This window comes from Nocardia sp. CA-129566, assembly GCF_050956075.1.
Classification (GTDB): Bacteria; Actinomycetota; Actinomycetes; order Mycobacteriales; family Mycobacteriaceae; genus Nocardia.
Genome location: NZ_CP192085.1, coordinates 3,590,114 through 3,614,974, shown reverse-complemented (window position 1 = coordinate 3,614,974; position 24,861 = coordinate 3,590,114). Strand labels below are relative to the sequence as shown.

22 protein-coding genes are annotated in these 24,861 nt (G+C 66.5%); 7 read left to right on the top strand and 15 right to left on the bottom strand.

Annotation, left to right across the window (positions count from 1 at the left end; translation table 11 throughout):
• Window positions 1-202: 202 nt before the first annotated feature.
• From ACQP0C_RS15645 to ACQP0C_RS15630, 4 genes are all read left to right on the top strand, one after another.
• Window positions 203-1,207: an NAD-dependent epimerase/dehydratase family protein gene (locus ACQP0C_RS15645; RefSeq protein ID WP_433733618.1), complete on the top strand. Its 1,005-nt coding sequence runs from the start codon at window positions 203-205 to the stop codon at window positions 1,205-1,207.
• A gap of 31 nt (window positions 1,208-1,238) precedes the next feature.
• A complete protein-coding gene (locus tag ACQP0C_RS15640) occupies window positions 1,239-2,255 on the top strand; it encodes an Rv2578c family radical SAM protein (RefSeq protein ID WP_433733617.1) in 1,017 nt (338 codons plus the stop codon).
• Between the two features lie 83 nt (window positions 2,256-2,338).
• A complete protein-coding gene (locus ACQP0C_RS15635) occupies window positions 2,339-4,282 on the top strand; it encodes a 2-oxoacid:acceptor oxidoreductase subunit alpha (RefSeq protein WP_433733616.1) in 1,944 nt (647 codons plus the stop codon).
• Window positions 4,282-5,361, top strand: a complete 1,080-nt coding sequence (locus tag ACQP0C_RS15630; protein ID WP_433733615.1) for a 2-oxoacid:ferredoxin oxidoreductase subunit beta — start codon at window positions 4,282-4,284, stop codon at window positions 5,359-5,361. Before ACQP0C_RS15635 ends, ACQP0C_RS15630 begins: the two co-directional genes overlap by 1 nt.
• Window positions 5,362-5,367: 6 nt before the next feature.
• On the opposite strand, the gene ACQP0C_RS15625 is transcribed toward ACQP0C_RS15630, so the two are convergent.
• The gene (locus ACQP0C_RS15625; RefSeq protein ID WP_433733614.1) at window positions 5,368-5,814 is read right to left on the bottom strand and encodes a MarR family winged helix-turn-helix transcriptional regulator; all 447 of its coding nucleotides are present in this window, start codon (window positions 5,812-5,814) and stop codon (window positions 5,368-5,370) included.
• A 59-nt stretch (window positions 5,815-5,873) separates the two neighbouring features.
• On the opposite strand from ACQP0C_RS15625, the gene ACQP0C_RS15620 reads away from it, so the two are divergent.
• Window positions 5,874-6,269 carry a hypothetical protein gene (locus tag ACQP0C_RS15620; protein WP_433733613.1) on the top strand — a complete coding sequence of 132 codons (396 nt, stop codon included), beginning with the start codon at window positions 5,874-5,876 and terminating at the stop codon, window positions 6,267-6,269.
• A 251-nt stretch (window positions 6,270-6,520) separates the two neighbouring features.
• Here ACQP0C_RS15620 and ACQP0C_RS15615 read toward each other — a convergent pair whose 3' ends face one another.
• The 3 genes from ACQP0C_RS15615 to hisS form a co-directional block, all read right to left on the bottom strand.
• Window positions 6,521-7,528, bottom strand: a complete 1,008-nt coding sequence (locus ACQP0C_RS15615; protein ID WP_433733612.1) for a malate dehydrogenase — start codon at window positions 7,526-7,528, stop codon at window positions 6,521-6,523.
• Between the two features lie 562 nt (window positions 7,529-8,090).
• Window positions 8,091-8,747 carry a hypothetical protein gene (locus ACQP0C_RS15610; RefSeq protein WP_433733611.1) on the bottom strand — a complete coding sequence of 219 codons (657 nt, stop codon included), beginning with the start codon at window positions 8,745-8,747 and terminating at the stop codon, window positions 8,091-8,093.
• A gap of 45 nt (window positions 8,748-8,792) precedes the next feature.
• Entirely contained in the window at window positions 8,793-10,070 is a 1,278-nt protein-coding gene (gene hisS, locus ACQP0C_RS15605; RefSeq protein WP_433734561.1) for a histidine--tRNA ligase, read from the bottom strand.
• A 135-nt stretch (window positions 10,071-10,205) separates the two neighbouring features.
• Here hisS and ACQP0C_RS15600 point away from each other — a divergent pair, with 135 nt between their 5' ends.
• A complete protein-coding gene (locus ACQP0C_RS15600; protein ID WP_433733610.1) occupies window positions 10,206-11,021 on the top strand; it encodes a peptidylprolyl isomerase in 816 nt (271 codons plus the stop codon).
• Between the two features lie 423 nt (window positions 11,022-11,444).
• A complete protein-coding gene (locus ACQP0C_RS15595) occupies window positions 11,445-11,999 on the top strand; it encodes a hypothetical protein (protein WP_433733609.1) in 555 nt (184 codons plus the stop codon).
• A 63-nt stretch (window positions 12,000-12,062) separates the two neighbouring features.
• Here the strand turns inward: ACQP0C_RS15595 and ACQP0C_RS15590 are convergent, their stop codons facing one another.
• From ACQP0C_RS15590 to ACQP0C_RS15540, 11 genes are read right to left on the bottom strand one after another with little or no spacing between them, the layout of a single operon-like run.
• The gene (locus ACQP0C_RS15590) at window positions 12,063-12,449 is read right to left on the bottom strand and encodes a DUF4913 domain-containing protein (RefSeq protein ID WP_354950769.1); all 387 of its coding nucleotides are present in this window, start codon (window positions 12,447-12,449) and stop codon (window positions 12,063-12,065) included.
• 49 nt (window positions 12,450-12,498) lie between these two features.
• On the bottom strand, window positions 12,499-14,319 hold the full coding sequence (locus tag ACQP0C_RS15585) for a type IV secretory system conjugative DNA transfer family protein (protein WP_433733608.1): 1,821 nt from the start codon (window positions 14,317-14,319) through the stop codon (window positions 12,499-12,501).
• Between the two features lie 48 nt (window positions 14,320-14,367).
• On the bottom strand, window positions 14,368-15,105 hold the full coding sequence (locus tag ACQP0C_RS15580; RefSeq protein WP_433733607.1) for a hypothetical protein: 738 nt from the start codon (window positions 15,103-15,105) through the stop codon (window positions 14,368-14,370).
• A complete protein-coding gene (locus tag ACQP0C_RS15575; RefSeq protein WP_433733606.1) occupies window positions 15,102-16,802 on the bottom strand; it encodes a peptidoglycan DD-metalloendopeptidase family protein in 1,701 nt (566 codons plus the stop codon). Before ACQP0C_RS15575 ends, ACQP0C_RS15580 begins: the two co-directional genes overlap by 4 nt.
• Window positions 16,803-16,848: 46 nt before the next feature.
• Complete coding sequence (locus ACQP0C_RS15570; protein ID WP_355178213.1) at window positions 16,849-17,157, bottom strand: transposase; 309 nt, start codon at window positions 17,155-17,157, stop codon at window positions 16,849-16,851.
• A 49-nt stretch (window positions 17,158-17,206) separates the two neighbouring features.
• Complete coding sequence (locus ACQP0C_RS15565) at window positions 17,207-19,525, bottom strand: hypothetical protein (protein ID WP_433733605.1); 2,319 nt, start codon at window positions 19,523-19,525, stop codon at window positions 17,207-17,209.
• Between the two features lie 7 nt (window positions 19,526-19,532).
• Window positions 19,533-21,023: an SCO6880 family protein gene (locus ACQP0C_RS15560; protein ID WP_433685657.1), complete on the bottom strand. Its 1,491-nt coding sequence runs from the start codon at window positions 21,021-21,023 to the stop codon at window positions 19,533-19,535.
• 2 nt (window positions 21,024-21,025) lie between these two features.
• Window positions 21,026-22,510, bottom strand: coding sequence for a hypothetical protein (locus ACQP0C_RS15555; protein ID WP_433733604.1), 1,485 nt, complete (start codon window positions 22,508-22,510; stop codon window positions 21,026-21,028).
• A complete protein-coding gene (locus ACQP0C_RS15550; RefSeq protein WP_433733603.1) occupies window positions 22,504-23,364 on the bottom strand; it encodes a hypothetical protein in 861 nt (286 codons plus the stop codon). The genes ACQP0C_RS15555 and ACQP0C_RS15550 overlap by 7 nt, the downstream gene beginning before the upstream one ends.
• Window positions 23,349-24,161, bottom strand: a complete 813-nt coding sequence (locus tag ACQP0C_RS15545; protein WP_433733602.1) for a hypothetical protein — start codon at window positions 24,159-24,161, stop codon at window positions 23,349-23,351. The genes ACQP0C_RS15550 and ACQP0C_RS15545 overlap by 16 nt, the downstream gene beginning before the upstream one ends.
• Window positions 24,158-24,859: a hypothetical protein gene (locus ACQP0C_RS15540; protein WP_433733601.1), complete on the bottom strand. Its 702-nt coding sequence runs from the start codon at window positions 24,857-24,859 to the stop codon at window positions 24,158-24,160. Before ACQP0C_RS15540 ends, ACQP0C_RS15545 begins: the two co-directional genes overlap by 4 nt.
• Window positions 24,860-24,861: the final 2 nt, after the last annotated feature.

Sequence of the window (24,861 nt, the reverse complement as noted above, 5' to 3'; positions counted from 1 at the left end):
ATAGCGTCGATCAACGTCACTCCCTGCCCGGACCGGCAGCGCAGCTGTGATCGGGCCCCTGCGCAGCCGCGAGTTGATACCGGCACCGCTGCGGTTGCGCCCAATATAGCGGACCCCAACGGCATCTTTCGAGCCCAACGCGGCCACCGGAAAGGAACTGGAACGTGTTGCAAATTAGAACAAGTTCTATATTCTCGATCACATGAAGGTCGCAGTGACCGGCGCAGCCGGGTACCTTGGCACGAATCTGCTCAGCCTGCTGGTCGAACGAGGACATGAGGTCACCGCCATCGATCGCATCGTTACGGAGCAGCGGACGGACCCGAACATCACCTGGGTCAGCGGCAATGTGCTCGATCCCGAATCCATGCGCACCGTCCTCGCGGGCGCGGAGATTGTCTACCACCTGGTCGCCGTGATCACCCTGGCCGAGCAGCACGACTTGGCCTGGAAGGTCAATACAGAAGGCGTGCGCGTCGTCGCCGAGGCCGCACTCGACCTCGGCGTGCGCCGGATGGTGCATGCCAGCTCCATCCACGCCTTCAACCAGTACACCTGCGGCGGCCGCATCGACGAGTCCTCGGTGCGCTCGACCGATCCGAGCCTGCCCGTCTACGACCGGTCCAAGTGGGCGGGCGAGATCGAGTTGCGCAAGGTCATCGACAAGGGCCTCGACGCCGTCATCTGCAATCCCACCGGCGTCTTCGGCCCGCTCGACTACAGCACCCCGCTGTCCAGGATCAACCGCACGCTCAAGGACGCGGCTCGCGGCCGGGTGCCCGCGATGATCGGTGGCGGCTTCGATCTGGTCGACGTGCGCGATGTCGCCAAGGGCCTGATCCTGGCCGGGGAGCGCGGCAAGACCGGCGAGAACTACCTGCTCGGCGGCTCGATGATCTCCATGCTCGACCTGTGCCGCACGGCGGCGGCCTGCGGCGGCAAGAAGGGGCCGAAGTTCTCGATCTCCCCCAAGGTCGTCAACGGCCTGATCCCGGCACTCGAGCCGATCGGCAAACTCTTCAAGACCGATATCGTCTCGAAGGCCGCGCTCGGCGCGCTGGTCTCGGCCCCGATCGTCGACCACGGCAAGGCCGAACGCGAAATCGGCTATCAGCCACGGCCCATCGATGAGACCGTGCGCGATCTGGTCACCTTCTTCACCGACCCGCAGCAGCTCACCCAGTCCACCACCCGACAGATCGCTTGACACCGTTTAGAACACATGTTCGACTGAGAGGGTGCGGTGGCAAAGCCAAACCCTGGATGCCGACGACGGCGCCCTGCCCGGCCTGGGCCGGGCAGGTTTCGTGCGCACCGTGCAGACCCCCGAATTCGAGGGCATCACGTTCCACGAGGTGCTGTGCAAGAGCGCGCTGAACAAAATGCCGGAGGCGTCGAACCTGCCGTTCCATTGGACGATCAATCCGATGCGCGGTTGTTCGCATGCCTGCCGCTACTGTTTCGCGCGTCCCACCCATGAGTATCTGGATCTGGACGCGGGCCGGGATTTCGATTCGCAGATCGTGGTGAAGACCAATATCGCCGCGGTACTGCGCAAGGAACTCGGCCGCCGCTCCTGGCATCGGGAACCAGTCGCACTCGGCACCAATACCGATCCGTATCAACGTGCCGAGGGTCGATATCGTTTGATGCCCGGCATCATTCGCACGCTGACCGATTCCGGGACGCCGTTCTCCATCCTCACCAAGGGCACTCTGCTGCGCCGAGATCTGCCACTGCTCACCGCGGCGGCCGGGCAGGTCCGGGTGAGCATCGCGGTCTCCATCGCGATCCTGGACATCGATCTGCACCGCAGCCTCGAGTCGGGCACCCCGGCCCCGAAGGCACGGCTGGAAATGGTGCGGGCGCTCGCCGATGCCGGGTTCGAGGTAAATGTCATGGTCGCACCGGTGATTCCCTATCTCACCGACAGCCGCGCCCATCTGGACGCGCTGTTCGGCGCGATCGCCGAGGCCGGGGCGGTTTCGGTGGTCGCGTTCCCGATGCATCTGCGCGGCGCCACCCGCGGCTGGTTTCTGAGTTGGCTGGCCGAGCACCATCCCGCGCTGCTGCGCCGCTATCGCCAGCTCTATGGGCGGGGCGCCTATGTGACACCGGAGTACGGCTCCTGGCTACACGAGCGGGTGCAGCCGCTGCTACAACAACACGGCCTCATCCGCGAACACACCCCGGAACCCGAGACCCAGCCCACGACACCGGTTCCGAACGACACGCAGCTGGCGCTCTTCTCGTAAAGCATTTCACAAGCAAATCCCGCACACGGCGGAGTAGGTTGGCCAATGGCACCTCCCATCGGACGAGGAAGTGAAGCAGGCACATGTCCCCACATCATCGGATCAGCGCGGACCAAAATGATGTCGGCACAGCGAAATTGGAAAAGGTTGTAATTCGGTTCGCCGGGGACTCCGGCGACGGAATGCAGCTCACCGGTGACCGCTTCACACACGAGGCGGCCGCATTCGGCAACGACCTCGCCACCCAGCCCAACTTTCCGGCCGAAATCCGGGCGCCGCAGGGCACGCTACCCGGCGTCTCGTCCTTCCAGATCCAGATCGCCGACTACGACATTCTCACCGCCGGTGACCAGCCCGATGTGCTGGTGGTGATGAACCCGGCCGCGCTGAAGTCGAATCTGGAGGACCTGCCGCGCGGCGCCACTGTCATCGTGAACACCGACGAATTCACCAAGCGCAATCTCGGCAAGGTCGGCTATGCGACGGATCCGCTCAGCGATGACACCCTGAGCGATTTCGTGGTGCACCGCGTCCCGATGACCTCACTGACCCTCGCCGCGACCGAACCGACCGGTGTCGGCAAAAAGGACGGCCAGCGCGCCAAGAATATGTTCGCGCTCGGCCTGCTGTCCTGGATGTACGGCCGCCCGATCGGTGGCACCGAGCGCTTCCTGCGCGAGAAGTTCGCCGCGAAGCCCGATATCGCCGAGGCGAATCTGCTGGCCTTCCGCGCGGGCTGGAACTACGGCGAGACCACCGAGAGCTTCGCCACCACCTTCGAGGTATCCCCCGCCAAGCTGCCGCCGGGCACCTATCGCCAGATCACCGGCAATACCGCGCTCGCCTACGGCCTCGTCACCGCAGGTCAGCTGTCCGGATTGCCGGTCTTTCTGGGCACCTATCCGATCACGCCCGCCTCGGACATCCTGCACGAGCTGAGCAAGCACAAGAACTTCGACGTCACCACCTTCCAGGCCGAGGACGAGATCGCGGGCATCGGCGCGGCGCTGGGTGCTTCGCTCGGCGGTGCGCTGGGGGTCACCAGCACCTCCGGACCCGGACTCGCACTCAAGAGCGAGACCATCGGACTCGCGGTGATGACGGAGCTGCCGCTGCTGATCGTCGATGTGCAGCGCGGCGGTCCGTCCACCGGACTGCCGACCAAGACCGAACAGGCCGATCTGCTGCAAGCGCTGTATGGGCGCAATGGGGAGTCGCCGGTCGCGGTGCTCGCGCCGCGTTCCCCCGCCGACTGCTTCGCCGTCGCGGTGGAGGCGGCCCGCATCGCCCTCACCTATCGCACACCGGTGCTGTTGCTCTCGGACGGCTCGATCGCCAATGGTTCTGAGCCATGGTCGATTCCGCGTGTCAGCGACTTGGCACCGATCGATCCGCGCTTCGAGCCGCACGCCGAGGAAGGTACGCCGTTCCAGCCCTATGCCCGCGATCCGGAGACCCTCGCCAGGCCGCTCGCGGTGCCGGGCACCGCGGGCCGAGCGCATCGGATCGGCGGACTGGAGAAGGCCGACGGCAGCGGCAATATCTCCTATGAGCCCGCCAACCACGAGCTGATGGTGCGCCTACGGCAGGCCAAGATCGATGGCATCGCCGTTCCCGAGCTCGAGGTCGACGATCCGGATGGGCGTGCCGAACTGCTGCTGATCGGCTGGGGCAGCTCCTACGGACCGATCGGCGAGGCCTGTCGCCGCGCCCGCCGCCGCGGTGTCCCGGTCGCCCAGGCGCACCTGCGATATCTGAATCCATTGCCCGCCAACCTCGGTGCCGTACTGCGCCGCTATCGCACGGTGGTGGCGCCGGAGATGAACGGCGGTCAGCTGGCCATGCTGCTGCGGGCGAAGTACCTGGTGGATGTGCAGCCGTGGACGAAGATCGCGGGTACGGCGTTCTCCGCGCAGGAACTCGTCGGGGTGATCGATGCCGCTCTGGACGGGTCGATCGAGGAGATGGAAAACGATAAGGCCTTCGCGGCGCGGGCTCGGGCCACGTACTCGACTGGGGGTAACTGATGACCATCGTCGAAACCTCGCTCATCGGAACCGATCTCGGTCTCACCGGGATCTCCGGTGTCCCCGCGGCCGACGGGCCGCAAAAGGTCAAGGACTTCACCTCCGATCAGGAGGTGCGCTGGTGCCCCGGCTGCGGCGACTACGTGATCCTGGCGACCGTGCGCGGCTTCCTCGCCGAACTCGGATTGCGCAGGGAGAACCTGATGTTCGTCTCCGGGATCGGCTGCTCGAGCCGGTTCCCGTACTACCTCGAGGCCTACGGTATCCACTCGATCCACGGCCGGGCGCCCGCCATCGCGACCGGGCTCGCGGTGACCCGGCCGGATCTGTCGGTGTGGGTGGTGACCGGTGACGGTGACGCGCTCTCGATCGGTGGCAACCATCTGATCCACGCACTGCGCCGCAATGTGAATATGACGATCCTGCTGTTCAACAATCGGATCTACGGACTCACCAAGGGGCAGTACTCCCCCACCTCGGAACAGGGCAAGATCACCAAGTCGACGCCGATGGGCTCGGTCGACCACCCGTTCAACACCCTCTCGGTCGCGCTCGGCGCCGAGGCCAGCTTCGCCGCCCGCGCACTGGATTCCGATCGCGCCGGCCTCACCGAGGTGCTGCGCGCCGCCGCCGAACACCGCGGCACCGCATTCGTGGAGATCCTGCAGGACTGCCCGATCTTCAACGACGGCTCCTTCGACGTGCTGCGCAAGGGCGACGCCGAATCCCGCCTCATTCCGCTGCACGACGGCCAACCGATCCGCTTCGGCGCCGACGGTGAATTCGCCGTGGTCCGTGATGGTTTCGGACTCGCGGTGGCCCGCGCCGACGAGGTCGAGGAGTCCGACATCATCGTGCACGACGCCAACGCCGACAATCCGGAGTACGCCTACGCCCTCTCGCGCCTGTCCGACCAGGACCTCGGCCATGTGGTGACCGGCATCTTCCGCAATGTCACCAGGCCCACCTACGACGATGCGGTCCGCACCCAGACCACAGCGGCGCGGGAACGCACACCGGTACAGGCGGATTCGCTGCAAACCCTGCTCAATGGCCCAGAAACCTGGACCGTCGACTAGCGGGGATCAGTTCGGCAGTCCCAGCCGATCTGCGAGCGCGCCGAGGGTTCGATGCAATGCGGCGCGCTCGGCGGCGGTGAGATCCGCGGTGGTCTCGGCGTCGATCTCACGTGCCACTTCGAGGCATTTGCGCAGTAGCGCGTGTCCGTGGGAGGTCAGACTCAGGATCTGACGGCGACGATCCTCCGGATCGCGCAGTCGATCGATGGCGCCCAGGGATTCCAAGTGGTCGGCCAGGGTGACGACCAGGCTCGGCGCGACGCGCAAGATCTGCGCCATCTCCATCTGCGAAGCGGGACCGTTGGCCGCGAGCACATTCAGCATTCCGGCATGTTTCGGCTTGAGGCCGAGATCCGCCACGCGGGCACTGAAGCGGTCCGTCAGGAACGCGCCGAGCAGTCCGAGCCGGAAGGTGACGGTCTCCGGCAGATTATCCGCCTTGACGTTCTTCATGAGTCGCATAATACTGATCCCAGAACCATTCAGACTTTGAACGATTCTTGGAGTGAAAGATGCAGACCGAGAAGCTCACCAAGTCCGCGATCATCGTCAACGCAATCGGTGCGAGTGTCGCCATGGCATTCAGCGCCGTGGCTCTGATCGACCCCACCCTCGCCGTAACCGGCGGCGCGGACTCCGCCGGCGTCGATATGTACGCCCAGGCCTATGCCGCCCGCGCCATCCCACTCGGCGCCGCTCTACTGTTCAGCCTGACCAGCCGCCACAAGCGCGGCCTGCTACCGCTGCTGACCGTTTCCGGAGCGGTCCAGCTCGGTGACGTCGCCATAGGCGCCACTCAGGGTGTTCCGGGCATGATGGTCGGCGGCACCGTGCTCGCGCTCATTCATCTGGCCACTGCCGGCCAGTTGGCCCTCGGCAGGAATCGCGACGTCGCAGCCACCGCCTGAGCATGAGACGGCGCGACCGACGCGCACAGCGGCGAGATACGCATTCGGCTCCTCAGCAAGAAAGAGGGTGCTCAACCATGCAGCTTCTGGAACACCGATGTGGCGGCAGAGCCTTCCTTACGAACCGGGAATCCGTACCCGCCACGACACTTCGCAAGCCGTCAGGACGATTCGGGCCGAGCCGGGACGCTCGCTTACGTAGAAGCCGGGTCGGACTGCTGTGAGCGATCGTCCGGACCGGCTGCCGACGGTCAGGCGCGCTTGGCGAACCCCAGGTCGATGACCGCGTCGCGTTCCTGTTCGAGCTCGGCGACGCTGGCGTCGATACGGGTGCGGGAGAAGTCGTCGATATCGAGGCCCTGGACGATCGAGTATGCGCCGTCAGCGCAGGTGACGGGGAACGAGGCGATGAGGCCTTCGGGGATGCCGTAGGAGCCGTCGGAGGGGACGGCCATGGAGGTCCAGTCATCGGCGCGGGTGCCGAGGGACCAGTCGTGGATGTGGTCGATGGCGGCGCTGGCCGCGCTGGCGGCCGAAGATGCGCCACGGGCCCGGATAATGGCGGTACCACGCTGTTGGACGGTGGGGATGAAGTCCTCACGCAGCCAGGTCTGGTCGACGAGGTCGAGGGCGGGGCTGCCTGCGATGGTGGCCTGAGTGATATCCGGGTACTGAGTCGCGGAGTGGTTACCCCAGATGGTGACGCGGGCGATATCTGCGGCAGGTGTGCCGGTCTTCTTGGCGAGTTGGGCGATGGCGCGGTTGTGGTCGAGCCGGGTCATGGCGGTGAAGCGTTCGGCGGGCACGTCGGGGGCATTGCTCATCGCGATGAAAGCGTTGGTATTGGCCGGATTTCCGACCACGAGCACCTTGACGTCGGCGGCGGCGCTGGCATTGATGGCCTGCCCCTGCTCGGTGAAGATCGGGCCATTGGCGGCCAACAGATCCGAACGCTCCATCCCCGCGGTGCGCGGCCGCGCGCCCACCAGCAGCGCGACATTCGCCCCGGCGAACCCGACCCACGGGTCGTCACTGATATCGATCGACTCCAGCAGTGGGAAGGCACCGTCCTCGAGCTCCATCGCCACACCCTCCAGCGATGCGACCGCGGCCGGGATCTCGAGCAGGCGCAGCCGCACCGGTGTATCGGACCCGAGCATGGCCCCGGACGCGATCCGGAACAGCAGACCGTAGGCGATCTGCCCCGCACCCCCGGTCACGGCGACGGTCACGGGCGCGGTCCGAGCGGCGGTGCTCACGACGAACTCCTTGCGATAGGCGGACACTCGATCCCCACCCTAACGACTCTCACCACCCCCGAACCGCAGTGGTGAGCTACACGACAATCACCCCGGCAAACACATCTACCAGCCCCCGCAATCAACAGGCGCGAGTCGGCCAGCCCCCGACGCGACCGTTGCGCCGCGGCCAACCGCCCCACCCAAGGATCTGCGCCCGTGCGGGTTCAGGGGGTATTGCAGCACGTCTGATCAGAAGTGCTGATGATGCTGTGCGCGCCCCGCTCCGGTGGGTGAGTTTGGGTACCTGCCGGTGCGAGATACGGACCCTCGGAACCGATGCCGCCGTTCGACACATCGTGCAATCGTGCATCGTGCGCAGTGTCGCACCGACAGCAGATTCGCATGTCGCGCAGCTCAACTCGCGCCTGCGGATCCCGCGGAAACGCGAACATCCGCGACGGAGAGAGGCTGTCCGCCAGCGACACTCAACCCACCCGCCAACTCAACCCGCGCACAACTCAGCATCCCATCAACGCATCCTGCCAACCTCGGCCACGCGCGAAATCCGCTGTGCGCGAGTTCAGCACAACCCCGCGACTTCCTGATCGGTCAGCACGATCGGCGACACATAGTCCTTCGCCCTGGCAAGCCGCACAGCGCGGTACAGCGGACGCTGCTCCAGGCCCGCGTCGCGAGCTTCGGCGCGCAGCTGGTGGACGAGCATTGTCGACACCGCGACGGCCGCGGCGAGTTCACTGGCGGACAGGGCGTCGGCGAGTTTGCGCAGGCCGAGCAGATGTAATTCGCGACCGCTGCCCGCATCGGTGTACATCGCGAGCGGAACAACCTGGGATTCGGCGCCGGCGGTGACTCGCAGGACAATTCGGCTCAAACGGGCCGGGTAGACAAGGATCTCCACGCCGTTCGCGGCGGCCAGGTCGACCCGGCGTTCACCGAAGGTGTGCCTGGCGTGAATCGTGGTCCCGGCCAACCACATCCGCCGCCGTCGCAGCGCGATGGCATAGGCAACCGTCGGCACGCCGACGACCACACCGATCGCGATCGCGATCGACCACGGCACCAGCAGCGCCGCCAGCAGTGCGGCACCGACACCCACCCCTACCGCGGCGAGGGCGAGTCGCCGCAGCATGGGTGCGTAGGTTTCGGGTGCGACGAGGTCGAGTCCGACCGTCGGAACCGGTTCGGCTGCGCCGGGATCGATGGGCTCTACGGGCACGGCTGCGCATTCATATGGGTGCGGATGTCGTCTTCGGGCACCGTACTACCCGGCCGGGCGCAACGCCGCCGCGACAGCGGCGACCGTCTCGTCCAGTGGGATCTGGCGCTGCTCACCGGTGGCCATATCCTTCAGGCCGATGGTGTTCTCGGCCAGGTCACGATCGCCGAGGACCAGGGTGAATTTCGCACCGGACTTATCGGCGGCCTTCAAGGAACCCTTGACGCTACGTCCGCCGTAGGCCAGGTCGACCCGAATCCCCGCCGCTCGCAACTGCGCCGCCAGCACGACAAGGCGCTGTTTGGCCGCGTCGCCCAGCGCCACACCGTACACCTCGCACCGCGCCGGATCCCCCGCCGATTTGCCCTCGGCCTGCAAGGCCAGAACGGTGCGGTCGACGCCGAGGCCGAAACCGATACCGGATAGCGGCTGTCCACCCAGCTCGGCCATCAGCCCGTCGTAGCGCCCGCCGCCGCCGATTCCCGACTGCGCCCCGAGTCCATCGTGCACGAATTCGAAGGTCGTCTTCGTGTAATAGTCCAGGCCGCGCACCATGCGCGGATTGACCACATACGGTATGCCGAGCGCGTCCAGATATCCCAGCACCTGTTCGAAGTGCGTCTTCGCCGACTCGGACAGGTGATCGATCATCAACGGCGCGTTCGCGGTCATCTCCCGCACCTCGGGCCGCTTATCGTCGAGCACGCGCAGCGGATTCAGTTGCGCCCTTCGCTTGGTCTCCTCGTCCAGCGGCAGGCCGAACAGGAACTCCTGCAACAGCTCTCGATACTGCGGACGGCAGGTCTCATCACCGAGCGAGGTGATCTCCAGCCGGAAACCGTCGAGTCCGAGCCCGCGATATCCGGCGTCGGCGATCGCGATCACCTCGGCGTCCAGTGCCGGATCATCGACGCCGATGGCCTCGACGCCGACCTGCTGCAACTGCCGGTACCGACCGGCCTGCGGCCGCTCGTAGCGGAAGAACGGACCCGAGTACACCAGCTTCACCGGTAGTTGGCCCCGGTCGAGTCCGTGTTCGATAACCGCTCGCATAACACCGGCGGTACCCTCCGGCCGCAGCGTGACGCTGCGGTCGCCGCGGTCGGCGAAGGTGTACATCTCCTTGGTCACCACATCGGTGGACTCACCGACACCGCGGGCGAACAGCGCGGTGTCCTCGAAGATCGGCAGCTCCACATGCCCGTATCCGGCCAGTCGGGCGGCGCGGATCAAGCCGTCGCGCACCGCGACGAACTCGGCCGAACCGGGTGGCACGTAATCCGGGACCCCCTTCGGGGCGGAGAAGCTGCTGGTCTTGGTCACGATGGTCAAGTTTCCACCACCACCGCCTGTCAAGTCCAACCGGTTAGCCCGCGCGGTAAATGGCCTGCTGAGCAGTCTCAGGAATAGATGGCACAATCCTGTGCCGTACGTAACGGATACGGGAGGAACGTGGTAGTGCCGAGCAACGAACAGCGACGGGCAGCGGCGAAACGCAAGCTGGAGCGCCAGCTGGCCAACCGGGCCGATCGGGCGCGCAAGCGCAAGCGACTCATGATCGCCGGGTCCGTGCTCGGCGTGGTCGTGGTGGCAGCGGCGGCCGTCGGCGTGTACTTCCTGACCAAGAGTGATAACAAACCCGCGGCCATCAGCTGCGACTACCGCAACAGCCAGAAGCCCGCCGATAAGCCGGTCAACAAGCCGCGCACCAGCGGCATCGAGAACACCGGCGATAACGCCAAGCTCAGCGTCAGCATGGAGACCTCCCAGGGCCCCGTCGGCCTGACGCTGGACAACGCCAAGGCGCCCTGCACCGTGAACAGCTTCGCCAGCCTGGCCGGACAGGGCTACTTCGACAACACCATCTGCCACCGCATGACCGCGGACGAGGGCCTGAAGGTGCTGCAGTGCGGTGATCCGACCGGCACCGGCACGGGCGGTCCCGGCTACCAGTTCGACAATGAGTACCCGACCAATCAGTACAACCCCGCCGACCCGGCGCTACAGAAGCCGATGGACTACAAGCGCGGCACACTCGCGATGGCCAACGCGGGACCGGATCCGGTCGACGGCGGTGGCACCAACGGCAGTCAGTTCTTCATCGTCTACGGCGATTCGAAGCTGCCGCCGAACTACACCATCTTCGGCACGGTCGACCCGGACAGCATGGCCACACTGGACAAGATCGCCGCGGGCGGTCAGGACAACTCCAACGGCCAGGGCGACGGTAAGCCGAATCTCCCCGTGACCATCCAGTCGGTTCGCATCGACTAGTGACACGCCCGGTCCGGGTGCTCGCTTCGTTCGGGCCCGCTGCGCAGAATGAGCAGCGGGCCCGAACTGTCATCCACTGGATGAGCCTAGGGTAGGCGACCCTAATCGTTCGGTTAGGATGCGCTAAAACCGAAGATACTCCGAAGCTTTCGCCTACCCGCCGGAATTGTGCGATATATGCTGTTAAGCGGCACGCCCACGCGGTTGGTGCCGAGCTTTCTCGGGTAATCTCGAATGAAGGAGAACGCGTAGCGTAGTCATCCCCTGATCGGGCGACCCCCTCGGGAGTGCCACGCAACGAGTCCTCTGGGTGTCCGCGTTTGCAGGCGGGGCACCGACACGACGGATTACAGTTCGGCGTGCCGGCGTCCGTGTCAAGCACCACAACATCCATAGTGATCACTGCAGCATCGGGGAGCAGCCATGTCCGAGGAACTGGACGACATCGGCCGGGAAACCGCGGCGATGATGAAGACTATGTTGCAGCTTGCGACCCTGGTCGCGCTGCGGACCCGGGAGCGTGGTCAGAAAGAAGCCGAAGCCCGCGTCAAGGTCACCGAGGCCCGTATCAAGGAGGCTCGGGAACTGCAGATCCGTGAGGCCCGAGACGCCAAGGCGAAGGACCCACGCAATCTCGAATTGGCCCGCATGGTCGAGAAATCGGTACCGGCGCAGGGTATTTCACTGGAGAAGGATCGATTCTCCGCACAGGCCGAGGCCAGTCGGATGGCCGCGACCGCGTCGGCTCAGTCCAAACCGCTCGTTCGTTACGACTCCCAGGAACGTCGGATGGCAATCGCGGCACATCTCGCTCGCATCGGCATAGCACCGGAATTGGCGGCGGTGCGGATGCTCATCGAGGTAGGCCAGGGCCAACCGCCCGAAGAAGCGGTTCGCATTCGTGATGAAGCGGCCCGAGCCGCTGCGGCACGGGGCCGGGAGCAGGACGCCCGCGGCCTGGAACGCGTCAGACAGTAAGGCGCACACCGCAAACCAAAACGCCCGCTGAAATCAGCGGGCGTTTCGTCGTTCTCGGAGTTCTCACATGCGGAAATCGCCGATGGTCGGATCACCGAAGAGCCCCTGGGCCGGGGACTTCAGCGGTAGCGGGCTGAGCATGTCCTTGTGGCCGTTGCGCACACTGCAGTACTTGAACGGGCCACGCGGATCGAACAGCTTGGTCATATGCGGATCGGCGTGGTCGAGGAACCAGATGCTCAATCCGGTGCTCGGCTCCAGCCGGTAGTGTTCCCAGGCGCGCCATAGCGCGTCCAACCGCGCCACCGCCTCGGCATGTTTCCACCACTCCGGGCACCACACCGTTTCACTGATGTCGGTGACCTGACGCCGATACACCAGGCTGAGGTAGTTCTCGACGAACTCCACCACATTGGTGTAGATCATGGGCTGTTGCTGCTGTTCGGTCACTGCTCCACCTCGCTGACGCCCGATGGTGCTGTGTCCATGGTTCGCTCCTTCACAGGGGCCGGACCTCCTCGACTTGGCCGTGCTCGGGTGGCGGAGCAGCCTTGGTCAGGTTGGGCGAGCCGAACAGGTCGGCGATCTCGGTCTTGCGCCCCGGAAGATGGTGCGAGATCGACTTCTTCACGTCATCAGCGTAGTCGCCCTCCCACCACGGCACGGTGCGCACGAGCACCGCCGGCTGGCCGGAGGTGAAAACGATCGCGCGCCCCTGCGGCAGGGTCGCCAATGCGTTCACGGTGAAGGTCTTCGACGAACCCAGTGACCGCGAATAGCTCTTGCCGCCTTTGGATTCCGAGACCGAGGAGGAGATCGCGTCGTACTCGCCGATCGCCTCGGACCGGTCCCGCAGGAAGTTCATATCGTCGACGCCGGGGCCGAGCACCTTGACATTGGCCGCCGACCACAGCGCGAGCATGCCGTCATCACCCCAGCAGCGCGCACCCTGGGCCCAGGACTGCAGCACCGTCATCACCACGATGCCGCGCGAGCCGAAGTGACTGTACTGCTTGGGCAGATCCTTCCAGCGAACCACATTCGCCGCCTCGTCGAGCACGGCGAGCATCGGAATAGGCAGCCGTCCGCCGGGCGACCGCGAGGCCTTGCGCATGGCCACATCGACCACAGCCTCGGTGAGCGCGCTCACCAGCGGCGCCGCCGAACCGCGGCCCTCCAGCGACAGACTGTAGAGAGTGCCGTTGTTCTCGATGAATTCGAGTTCGTCGAACTGCATGCGGTTGTCGCCGGGCAGGATCCACGGATGCACATTCGACAGCTGCAGGCAGCGGATCATCTTCTTCGCGGTGCCGAAGATGCCGCTCTTGGTGCGTGGATCGGCGTTGTACTGCATCGCGAGGCCCGAGGCCGTGTAGTGCTTGCTCGCATTGCGCAGCAGCTCGATGGGTTCGGCGTCGTTGGGGTTGGTCACCCAATCCCAGACCTGGACGATCGGGCGATTGCCGAGCGCGGCGGCCAGGAACAGCCCGGCCAGCAGATCCTCGGCCTCCGGATCGAAGAATACGTCGCCCTTGGCGTCGGAGCCGTTGTCGGCGTCGGCGAAATGGCCGGCCAGCCGCGCGGCCCGCATCTCGGCGCCGTCGTGGTGGGCGTCCACCCAGTCCAGCGGATCCCAGAACCAGGAGGGCTCCTCCCCTGCGACGCCCTGCGGATCGAAGACGAAGGTGCGACTTCCCTTGGCCTCGCGCACATCTCGGGTCGCGTCGACCACATCGCGCTTATTCGAGGTGGACAGTACCGGGCCGATCGCGGTCAGGATTGCCGGGATCACCCGCGAGGTCGACTTGCCCTGCCGCGGGCCCCAAATGTCCAGGTGCAGATCCTCATAGGAGCCGTAGAGCATCACCCCGTCGGCGACGCCGATGCCGATCGGTACGCCGGGGCTGTCGTTGTAGCCGAGTCGCACGCCGAGCAGATCGGCCTTGGCCCGGACCCCGGCCTCGGTGAGCGACTTGATGGCGCTGCCGCTTCCCATGACATCGGCCTTTTCGTCGACGGCGAGCCTGCCCACCGCCCGACGCGAGGCAAGCCTCTTGCGCACCACCAGATAGGCGATGAGCGCCGCGACGACGAGCAGCACGATTACGGTGGAGGCGCGCGGCCAGTGCAGCTTGCCCTTGGCGAGATCGGCGACGATCTCGATCGGGTTGATCGGAATGTGCTGCGGCGTGACCGCCATCGCGTTGCCGAGATGCAGTGCGAGCCAGAGGGTTCCGAGCAGCGCGAAACTGGCGTAGATCAGGTAGAGGGTGATATCGGGTCCGACCGCGGCCGGATCCTGCACCTTCTTTTTCGCCATGTCTGCCTCCTGTTAGGACCTAGCTATGCGGTTGTCGCTGGTACGGGTTCAGCGGTACGCGTCGAGTCGCCAGCCCGCCGGTGTGCGTACGACGGTCGCGATCACCGTCGTGGGCGGCAGGGATTCCTTGCGCCCGTTCGGATAGACGACCGTCTGCTCGATCCCGATCTTGAACTGCTCGACATTGGGATCCGTGCTCGCGGGCGGGCGCTCACCCGATGCGAAGGTGAAGGCATCGATATGCGCCTGTGCCTTGGCCCAGTCGGCCCACTGCAGCGTCGCCTTCGGCGTCTCCACCGCGGTGGGCGTGCTGTCCAGTATGCGGATCAGGCTGGGCCCCAACCATTTCCGCGCACGCGACAGCGAGGCGCCCTGGGCCTCGGTGGCGGGCTGCCAGGAGTAGATCTCCTTCAGCGCGGCCACCGCGACGCCATCGGGCGTCACCGGATCGGGTGCGGGCACCTCCTCCAGCAACCGGGTCGTGGACGTGGGTGGATGCGGCGCAGCGGAACCCGCGTCCTTGTCCTTGCTGCCGCACCCTGCACCGAGCATCGCAACGCTCACCACCAGCATCACCACCAGTTTCGCGCATATGTCATTCAAGGCTAACCGCCATGGCCGATACTTGGGCGGTCCACTCGCGGCACACGCTTCGGCGTGTTCGCTCGCCGCACGCGCGGTTGTCGTCCCCGCCGCGGTCGCGGTTGTCGTCTCCGCCGCGGTCGTGGTTGTCGTCTCCGCCGCGGTCACGGTTGTCGTCCCCGCCGCGGTCGCGGTTGTCGTCACAGTACCCTCCTCCCGCGGCCATCACCCGGCACCGCAACCTCGGTTACGCCACTGGAATGCCCGTATGCGGCGGGCACGGATTTGATCATTCGTCCATTGCCGGAATAGATTCCGACCTCGGCGGGGCCACGCGGGCCGAACGAACTGAATACCAGATCGCCGGGCTCCAGCTTGCGCATGGGAACCTCGATGCCCGCCTCCCACTGCTGTTCCGCGGTCCGCGGCAGCGTAACCGTGCCCGAGGAGGCCGCGAACACCGCGGCCGAGGTGAGCCCGGGTCCGTCCAGTCCGCCACCGCTCGGTCCCTGCGGACCACCACCACCCCAGACGTACGCAGTGCCGAGCCATTGCTGGGCCGCCTGGACGATCTGCCCGCGGCCCACACCCTCCTGCGGAGTGAAGCGCCCATTGGAGCCCTGCGCGCGGTACAGCGGTTCCATCGCAAGGATATTCGCGACATAGGGCTGGGTCTCCGCATAGTGTGCGGCCACCAGGTTCGGCATGCCGCCGGAGGCCAGTACCGCACCCTCACCGGCGTTGTAGGCGGCCAGGGTCAGCGCGACGACATCGCCCTGCACCCGGCCCGCGGACTCCCATCCGACGATCTTGCGCGCGATGGCGCACATATAGCGGCCCTGACCCATGATCGCGTCACCGTCGTCCCACACGCTGGCCACACCATTGCCATCGGCATCGATGACATAGGGCTGACCGTCGTCGGGATCGATACTGGCCGCGGTCCCGGGCAGGAACTGGGCCAGCCCCTGCGCGCCAGCGGGTGAGGACGCGCCGCGCCGGAATCCGGACTCCTGCCTGCCCTGTGCGGCCAGCAGCGAGGGGGTGATCTGCGGGCAGATGGAACCCGCACGGCGATACCAGATTTCGAGTTCCTGCGGTACCTTGCCCGCCGCCAGCGCGCCGCCCGCCGTGCCGAAGCCACGATTGCAGCGCGGATCGGACGAGAAGGCCTGCGCGCCACCGACATCCGGTGTCGGGGCGCCGTCGAGCCAAGGCAGCGGGTCGATCTGGCGGCCACCGGTGAAGCGCCCGCCCGGGACGATCTCGAAATGCAGGTGCGGACCACTGGATTGGCCCGCCGACCCGACCTGGGCAATGGGCTGACCGGCGACAACGGTATCGCCGACGTGTACGTGCACACCGCTGTCCCACATATGCCCGTAGACCGCCGAATAGGCGCGGCCGTTGGTATCGACGGAGTCGACCACGATCCAGTTGCCGAAACCGGATGCGGGACCTGCCGCGACGACGCGTCCATCGGATACCGAGTAGATGGTGGTGCCGTCGGTGGCCGCGAGGTCGACGCCCAGGTGCGTGCCGCCGCGCGCGCCGAAGACATCCGACACGGTGAAGGTGCCAACGGCCAATGGCAGGGTCCGGCGGATCGGGCCGATACCGGCGGCCAGCGACGGTGCCCCGGTCGCGGTCGGATTGGCCTGTGTGACAGTGGGATTGGTCTGTGTGGCAGACGGACTGCCGGTACGTGCGGCGGAAGTGGTAGCGGCGACTCGGGAACCACCCGGTGCGTAGCCACCCAGCGGCGGCAGCACACTCGACGATCCGAGCACCGAGGAGCCGTCGCACCCGTCGTCCACGGCGGGCATCACGACGACCAGCACCAGGGTCATCAACCCGAGCACGCTCGCCAGCGCCAGGTACAGGACGGTCCGCCCGGTCACCGTATCCCCGGCGGCGCCGATCGAACGCAGGACGAATTCAGGTGATTCACCGTTGCCGCCGAGATTCGTTGAGGGTGTCGGCCAGCGTGCGGTTCATCTCCGCCGCGGCGGCCAATTGTTGTTGTAGCAGTGCGACTTTGCGGCGCAACGCGGTCGCGTCGAGGCGCTCCAGACTCGGTCCCTCGGCCGCGCGCACCCAGTTGCGAACCGAATTGGTATGCACGCCGATCTGCTCGGCCACCACCCGACACGCCTCCGATTCGCTGCGCAATTTGCCGGTCAGCGCGATGACCTGTTCGACCGCGGCCTTACGCACCTCCGGTGACACTCTGCGATAGGACCGGTGCGGCATCATGCGCCCCACCTCACACAGACAACCGGTCTCCATAAGAGTGCGAGCTTTCTCATGCGGCACTCCCACTGGGGGAATCGCCACCGCGCGAAGTGGATTCGGTGAACTCGGAGAAACGCTGGTTGGTTTCGTGGATACCACTCTCCTTCTCGGACAGGGTGAATTCCATATGGAACGGGATGCCGGGGCGGCGATCCTCACCGATCTTCAATAGGAATTTGCCGGTACCCGGCGGTGACGGACGTTGCTGGCCGGGTTTGAGCGCCTCACCGGTCAGCGCCTGCGGTGCGGACCATCCGGTCACCATCTCCTCCTCGGCGGATGTGAACGGAACCACGCTGTCCAGGCGCTTGATCTCCTCGCCGGGCAGCGCGCCGAATATCTTGGCGCGCGCGCGTTCGAGGAAGCCGAGCGCCTTGGCGATGGCGGCCTCCGATCCCAATGCTTGCAGGTCCTTGATGGTGTGGCTGATCATGATCAGCGCGGTGGCGATGGTGCGCTGCAGACGGGTCAGCTCATCGACCCGGTCGACCATGAAGTCACCGAGGCCGAGCACCTGCCACAGCTCGTCCATCACCACTTGGAAATAGCGTTGCGGGCCGAGATTCGCGTCGGCGAGCACATGCGCGGCCTCCACCGAGGCGAATCCGTCGGCCCAGCAGGCCAGCATCACGGCGGCCTTGAGTTTCTTGTCGCCGGTGGGGATGTGTGAGACATCGATGCAGACCGCGACCGCGCTGGTATCGATCGGAACGCTGGTCTGCCCGTTGAAGATCGCGCCGAAGGGGCCCTGGGTGAGCGCGCGCAGCGAACGCCGCAGCCCCTTGATGGCGACCTGATATTCGTTGGGGTCGTCGGCGCCCGCGTCGAGCTGCAATTCCTCACCGCCGCTGACGATCACCTCGAGCAGGTTCTCCATGATGGGCGGCCGGTCCGGGGTATAACCACTGCCCGGCCGGTAGAGGATGCGCAGCGCGGTGGCGATCAGGGTCTCCTCGTAGTCGCGCACGCGTGCGCCGCGCACGAGTTCCACCAGACCGGCGATGAGCGTGACCTGGCGGGCGCGCAGGTCCTGCAGCACCTGAAGTTGCAGTGCGGGAAGCTCGTCCAGCATCGGCACGACCGAACCGAGCACACCCGCAGCGAGCGGGTTGAGCTTGCCGTGGCCGTAGCCGAGGTCGATCACCTGACCGCCGACCAACTCGACCAGCTTGCGGTAGTCCGGTTTCACGTCGGCCAGGATCAGCGGGGTGATGCCCTGCGCAATACCGCCGAGCACGATCCGGCGCACCAGCGAGGACTTACCGAAACCGTTGAGCCCCAAGACGAAAAGGCTGGGCGCGGTAATGAAGCTGCCGCGCAGGAACCAGTTCATCGGGTCGAAGCAGACCGGTGCGCCGGTGTGCAGATGCGAACCGAGCGGGGTGCCGATCAACGGCGCACCCGCGCCGACCGACCACGGCCACAGACCGGCCACCTGGGCGGTGGTGGCCCGGTATTCGACCGGGCGGCCGACGACATTCATCCGGCCGCCACCCGGGCCAAGATAGCCGCGATCGGTGAGTTGGGCCGTGCTGCGGTCGAATCCGTCCTCGAAAACCTGTTCGGCGCGGGCCGCGTAGTTGCGCCGACGGATGTCGTCGGTGCGGACGCGGAAGGTCGCGAAGGCCGCCCGCAGGCCGGTGCCCTCGCGGCTGATCTGTTCGAGTTTGGCCCGGGTCACATCGTCGAGCAGGGGCGGACCGGACTGTTTGCGCTTATCGGCCCTGGCCTTTGCCCGGCGGGCGGCCTTATCGGTCTGCGGGGTGCCCATCGCACGGTCGGCGGTGTAGTCGAGCTTGGCCGCGCGCTGTGCATCGCGACTCGTCCTGGCTCCGTTGCGATCCGGTCGCGCCACCCGTACCCCCCGTACCGATCGTTGTGGTGCGCCCTCGCGTGCGGGGCGGGCGGTCCTGGCGCCGTCGAGACGGCCACGATCGGCCGAAGTTCGCTCACCGCGGCCGTTTTCGGACCTGCTGCGTTCGCGCTCGGATCCGGACCGCGGCCGATCGGCACGGCCACCGTCGGCGGCCCCGGCGCCGGAACGCGCCCGACGCTCTGCCGCATCGCGCGACGGTCGCCGCTCCCGATCGGATGTCTGGCCCATCCCGGTCCGCTCGCCGCCGCTCACCCGCGCGGACCGCCGATCCCGGTCGGGCATTTCCTCGATGCCCGACCGCTCGACCCGGTCGCCGCTGGGCCGCTGTCCCCGTCCCTGCGCGGGGCGGGGCCCACCGTCATCGGTCGGCGGCGCCAACGCGTCGTCCTCGGGACGCCGCCTGCGGCGCACCTCGTCCCGCTCGCGCACGGGTGGCTCGTACTCACGTGCCATGGATCGCTCACCCCGCCAAGGCTTTCGGAATTGTCGCGTGTTCCGGCAGGATCACCCCGCAACCGAGCGAGGCCGCGAAGGCCGCCGCCTGATAGCGATAGCACCGCCGGATCTTCAACCGCGCCTGTGTGGACAGGTCGCGGGTAATGGCTTCGATACGCGGCAGATCGCCGCGCAGGGGCTCGGTAATGGTCACCAACGCCCCGAAGCGGGTCACACCGTGACCCCGGGCTTGTTCCTCACGGGCCTGCTGGGTGGCGCCCACCCGCAGGGTCGCGGCCGCCGAGACGACACCGCGTTCGCTCTGCTGTGCCACCAGCGCATTCTTGAAGTCGTCATCGACGATTTCGGCGGCGTCGGCGGCCGAATGCGGACGGTACACGATGGCGATGCGCTTGCGCGGCACTTCGGGATTCGGCGCAAGCAGCCGCTGCAGCACCCGTTCGTCCACCGCGCCCTCGGGTGCGGCGTCCATCTCCCAGGTGACCGAGCGGCCGCCGTCGTGCACCAGGTGGTCCCACTTCTCGTCGTGCGAGACCGGTCCGGCATCGGCCCAATCCAGCCCGTGCCCTTCGGGTTCGCCAGCGGCGACCTCGAGATCGGCCTGGGAGGCCGGATCGTAGCTGCGCCGGATGAACGAGATGACCTCATCGGCCGACATCGGCTGGGCGCGCACGCCCGCCTCGGCGAGTGCGGCGCAGATGCCCGGCAGCCGGCGCCCGATCTCGACGGCCTCCTCGGCGGGATTCTTACGCCGCTCGGCGGTGGTCGCCTTGAAGGTGATCGCGACCCGTGGCAGCAATTGCACCCGTTCCTGCGGTAGTTCGGTCGCGAGTTCGTACATCACCTGCTGCGCCAGTTCCGGCGCCTCCGGCCGGGTGATGGTAGAGACCTCGGTGAGCAGCCGGTTGCCGGTTTCGGGCACGGTATCGATCACCGGAACCACGGCGACGATGTCACTGGTCTGGCCGACCGAGGCGAGGAAGGTGCCCCATGCCGAGACCCAGCGATCGATGACCGGCTGATCGACGGCCTCGTGGCCCTGTGGCCATGCCCGCAAAACCACTGTGTACTGGGCGAATTGCGGTAGGTGGATCATGCCGAAGCTGTAACCGCCCGCATCGATGCCCTCATAGAGCTTCGAGGGGGCGAGCAGCCCGGGTAGCCGGGTGACACCGCCCGGTATCCGCGAGAACCGGCCACCTCGGTACACATGCTCACCGCGGCTGCGTGAGCGCATCCAGTTGAACATCATCAATCCGTTCTCGTATCCGGAGCGGCCCCCGGTCCGCCACACCAGTGGAACCATCACGACAACGCCGGTACCGCCCACGATCAGACCCCATTGGAACCCGCCGACCATGGCGCAGATCAGGGCCGTGATCACGACGACGAAGCCGATGACGGTCTCTTCCCAGCGCAGACCGAAAAGGCCTGCGCTGCGCGGCTTCTGCCACAGCCCGTACGAGCGGCGCTCGTAGGGATCGCTCGTCGTCATCGTCATCGCGGAATGGTGCTCCTCCCGAGGTCGGGCGAACGATTCGCCCAGCGGTCACCGGCCACATCACCCATGGCCTCATCGGCCCTGGTCAGCGGCGCGGTCGCGGCACGGGCCGCGCCGATCGCGCCCGCCGCCCTGGACGCTCCGGACGGTACTCCCGCCCCGCCCTGCGGGACGGAGGCGCGCGGAGGTGCGCCCGTCGCGGCACCACCACCGCCGCCGCCGCCACGCGGCGGGACCGGACGCGGAGCGCCACCGCCACCACGCGGACCACCCGCGCCGCCCGGCGGCCGCGGACCGGTGGACGAACCGCTGACATAACCCGCCGAACCCGGTGCGGCCCCCTTGACCGAGACCGCCTTGGTACCCATCGCGCCCAAAGCGCCTACCGCCAGCAAGGTTCCACCCGCCGCGGTGAGACCGGAACCGCCGCTACCCACGATCGCGACCGCGGGCGTCACCAGCCGCATCAGCGCGGGCAGCACGAAGGCGACACTGCACAGCAGCACGATCGCGACCAGCATCCGCTGTGCCTGTTCACCTTCGGGCAGCCCGCCGGTATCGGTCAGCGAATCCACATGGCCCGCAGTGGTGAACGCGATCATATAGACGATGGCGGCCACCGGTTTCCAGAGCATGAACGCGATGATCCAGCCGATCAGCTTCTGATAGGACTGCTTGCCGACATTCATACCGGACGCGGCCGCCGCCAATGGCAGCACGCCCGCCGCGATGAGCAGCAGACCCTGCCGGACGATGGCGAGCACGATCTGCGCCAGCGCGCCGAGCAATCCGACGATCGCGATGATCAGCACCAGACCCGGCGAAAACGCCTGCAGCTTACTGGTTTTCACCATCAGCTCGGCCAGGTCCTTGGCATTGCCATTGGTCGAATCATTGATGATCCACTCGGAGAAGCGATCCGAGGCCTGGCTACCGGCGACGATGACGGCGCCGAGCATCCAGGAGCTGAAAACCACACGGGCGAACATGCGGAACGATTCGGCCGCCTCGTTCATCGCGGCGCCGCGTCTGGCCTCGGCCAGTCTGGCGCCGGACAGGATCACCGAGGCTATCAGCAGCAATATCTGTGCTTGATAGGTGTAGTCGTTGATCTTCACGAACAACGAACCGTTATCGCTGGCCGCCTCGTTGGGGACCTTCATCCAGAAGGTCAATGCGAGGATGATGGCCTCGCCGAGGCCGTTCATCAGCGAATCGACGACCTTGCCGAAGGTCGAATCCCAGGCCTTGTCCTTGACCGCGTTCGCGGCGCTGCCGGGATGCGAGGCGGCGTTACCCGCCTTGCACGCGGCCGACGCGGCGTCACCGAGGGATACCCCCGGCAGACCGACGTTGTCGAGGGTGTCGTGCAGTTCGTTGCACGTATCGTCGAAACCGTAGGTCTGTCCGTATGCCACCGTCGGTGTCGCGATCATCACCGTGAAGATGACCGCGAAAATCGTGACTAGACGCCTCACCATTGTGTCCACCCCTCGATGCTTCGCAGGGAATCGATCTGGACTTGCTGCTGTCCGCTCACCGCCGTGAGCTTCCAATCGCCTTCGCGCCATACGACTGCCAGGCGCATGCCGACCCATGTTGGTTGGCCATCAGCTGTTTCTCGGGCCTTTCTCGCAAACTGGACGATCGCGGAATCTTCGGTATAGCTCTCGATTCGGAACGCATCCGAAGCGAACAGCAAGGGTCTCAATTTGTCCGGCAGTCGATCCGAGACCTTGCCCTCGGCCACGAGACGGTCGTAATCGGCCAGATATTGCGGCGTGACCTCGACCAGCCGCAGCAGCAGGTCACGGTCGCGCGGGTTGGCATTGGTGCGCCAGTAGATCTGTTCGGCCGCCAGGGCCGCGCCCTGCGGCGTGTGGGCGAATCCGACGGCTGCCTTGCCGTCGATGCGTGCCGGACCATCGGAGGTGGAGAACCGCACAACGGGTCCGCCGAACACGCGCTGCCACAGGCCTTGTCCACTGGCGGGCTGCGGTGCGGCGGTCTGCCAGGTCGGACCGCCGGGCTGCTGTCGCAGTGCAGGATTCTGTTCCAGCGCAACGCCTGTGCCGTTGGCGGGTACATCCACCCGGCGGCCGAACATGTCGACGTCCGGGTTGCCGAAGCCCACCGCACCGGTCTCGGGAACATTCTCCGAACTTGTCCCCGTCTTGGACACCTGGTCGCCGCCAACGGCGTTGTCCCGCATCGCGACCAGGGTCACCGCGACCGCGACGACCACCGCGAGCAGCGCGCCGACGCCGAGAACCGCGAGCGGCGAACGGTTACGTGCCGGACCCGATCCGGGCCCTGGGCTCACCATTTCGTCCACCCGTTCAAGGATTCGACGTACTCGGTCTGCGCGTTAGTGGACACGGCCGGCTTGAGCCGCCAGTCCCCCGCATCCCAGATCATCACCAATCGCAGGGCTGCCCACAGCGGCTTGCCGTCGACCGCGGGACCGCGGGTGGCGAACTGGATGATCGCCAGATCATCCGCATAGTTCTCGACCCTGAACGCATCCGAGGCGACGAAGTACTTAGTTATCTTGTCCGGCTGCTGTTCCGGCAGCTTGTCCTGGGACAGTGCCTTGTCGTAGGCGGCGATCTGCTGGGCCGAGACACGCACCTGGCGGACGTAGAGGTCGCGGTCGGCGGGGCGGGCGTTGAGGCGGTAGGTGATCTGGGCTGCCGCGAGCACCGCGCCCTGTGGGGTGTGCGAATAGCCAACGGCCAGACCGTCTTCGATGCGGGTGGGGCCATCGGAGGTGGAGAACGGAACCGAGGCGCCGTAGACCCGCTGCCAGCCGTGCGGTGCCGTGGTGCCCTCCGGGGCCGCGGTCAGCCAGTCCGCGTCGGATGGCTTGCGCTGACGGGTCGGATCCTGTGGAAGTGGTTGTCCGGCAGGGTTGTTCGGGATATCGACGCGCCTGCCGAGGATATCCACGTCGGGGGTCGCGAAACCCTCCGCACCGGAACCCGCTGCGGCGGCCTTGTCGCCACGGGAACCCGAATCGTCCCGCCCGATGAAGACGAATATGCCCACCACAATGATGAGCACCACCACGGCCGCGGACGCGATGACACCGAAGGAGACGCGATCGCGCGCGTACGACTCCTTCTCGCTCATGCCGGTGCCTCCAATTTCACTATGTCCGTGGGTAATTCATCGACCGACTCAATGGGCCGGGCGGTTGATTCCGGGTCGGGCAGCCGTAACCTCCAGTCGTTGCCGAACCACTCGACGCTGGTGTGATTCACCGCCTTGGAGTTGTCCGAATAGTCGGTATAGACATCGATGGCCGATGCCGCGTCGGTGTAGCTGGTGATCTTGTAACCCAACAGTCTCGGCGCGTACTCGGGCGCTGCCGGGCCGGTGATCGAGAGCTGCAGGCGGTTCACCGACCACTCGTCTCGCGCCTTGTCCGGCACCACCTCGAGGCGCACGATATCGGGCCACTGACTGTCGGCGGCGATCGACAATCGCACCGTGTGGACGATCGCCGCCAAGGCCGCACCGGTCGGCGAGTGCTCGAAACCCGTTGCGGCGCCGTCGGCCGCCTTCTTGGGCCCCTGCGCGGCGTTCGGAAGTGCGACACCCTGGAACGGCTGCCACCGCACCTGGGTCGGCGCCGCCGACAGGTTCGGACCGGAATCGCCGTCACCGCCGCCGCAGCCGACCGTCGCCAGCAGCAGGGCAGCACCGAACACGCCCGCCGCGGGCGTGCGGATGCGCCGTCGCCGCGCGATGAGGTGGTTTCGCGGGTGCTCACACGGCTCTGCTGTTGCGCGCGACCGGCGAGCGGTCGCCAGCGGTGTGGAATTCATGC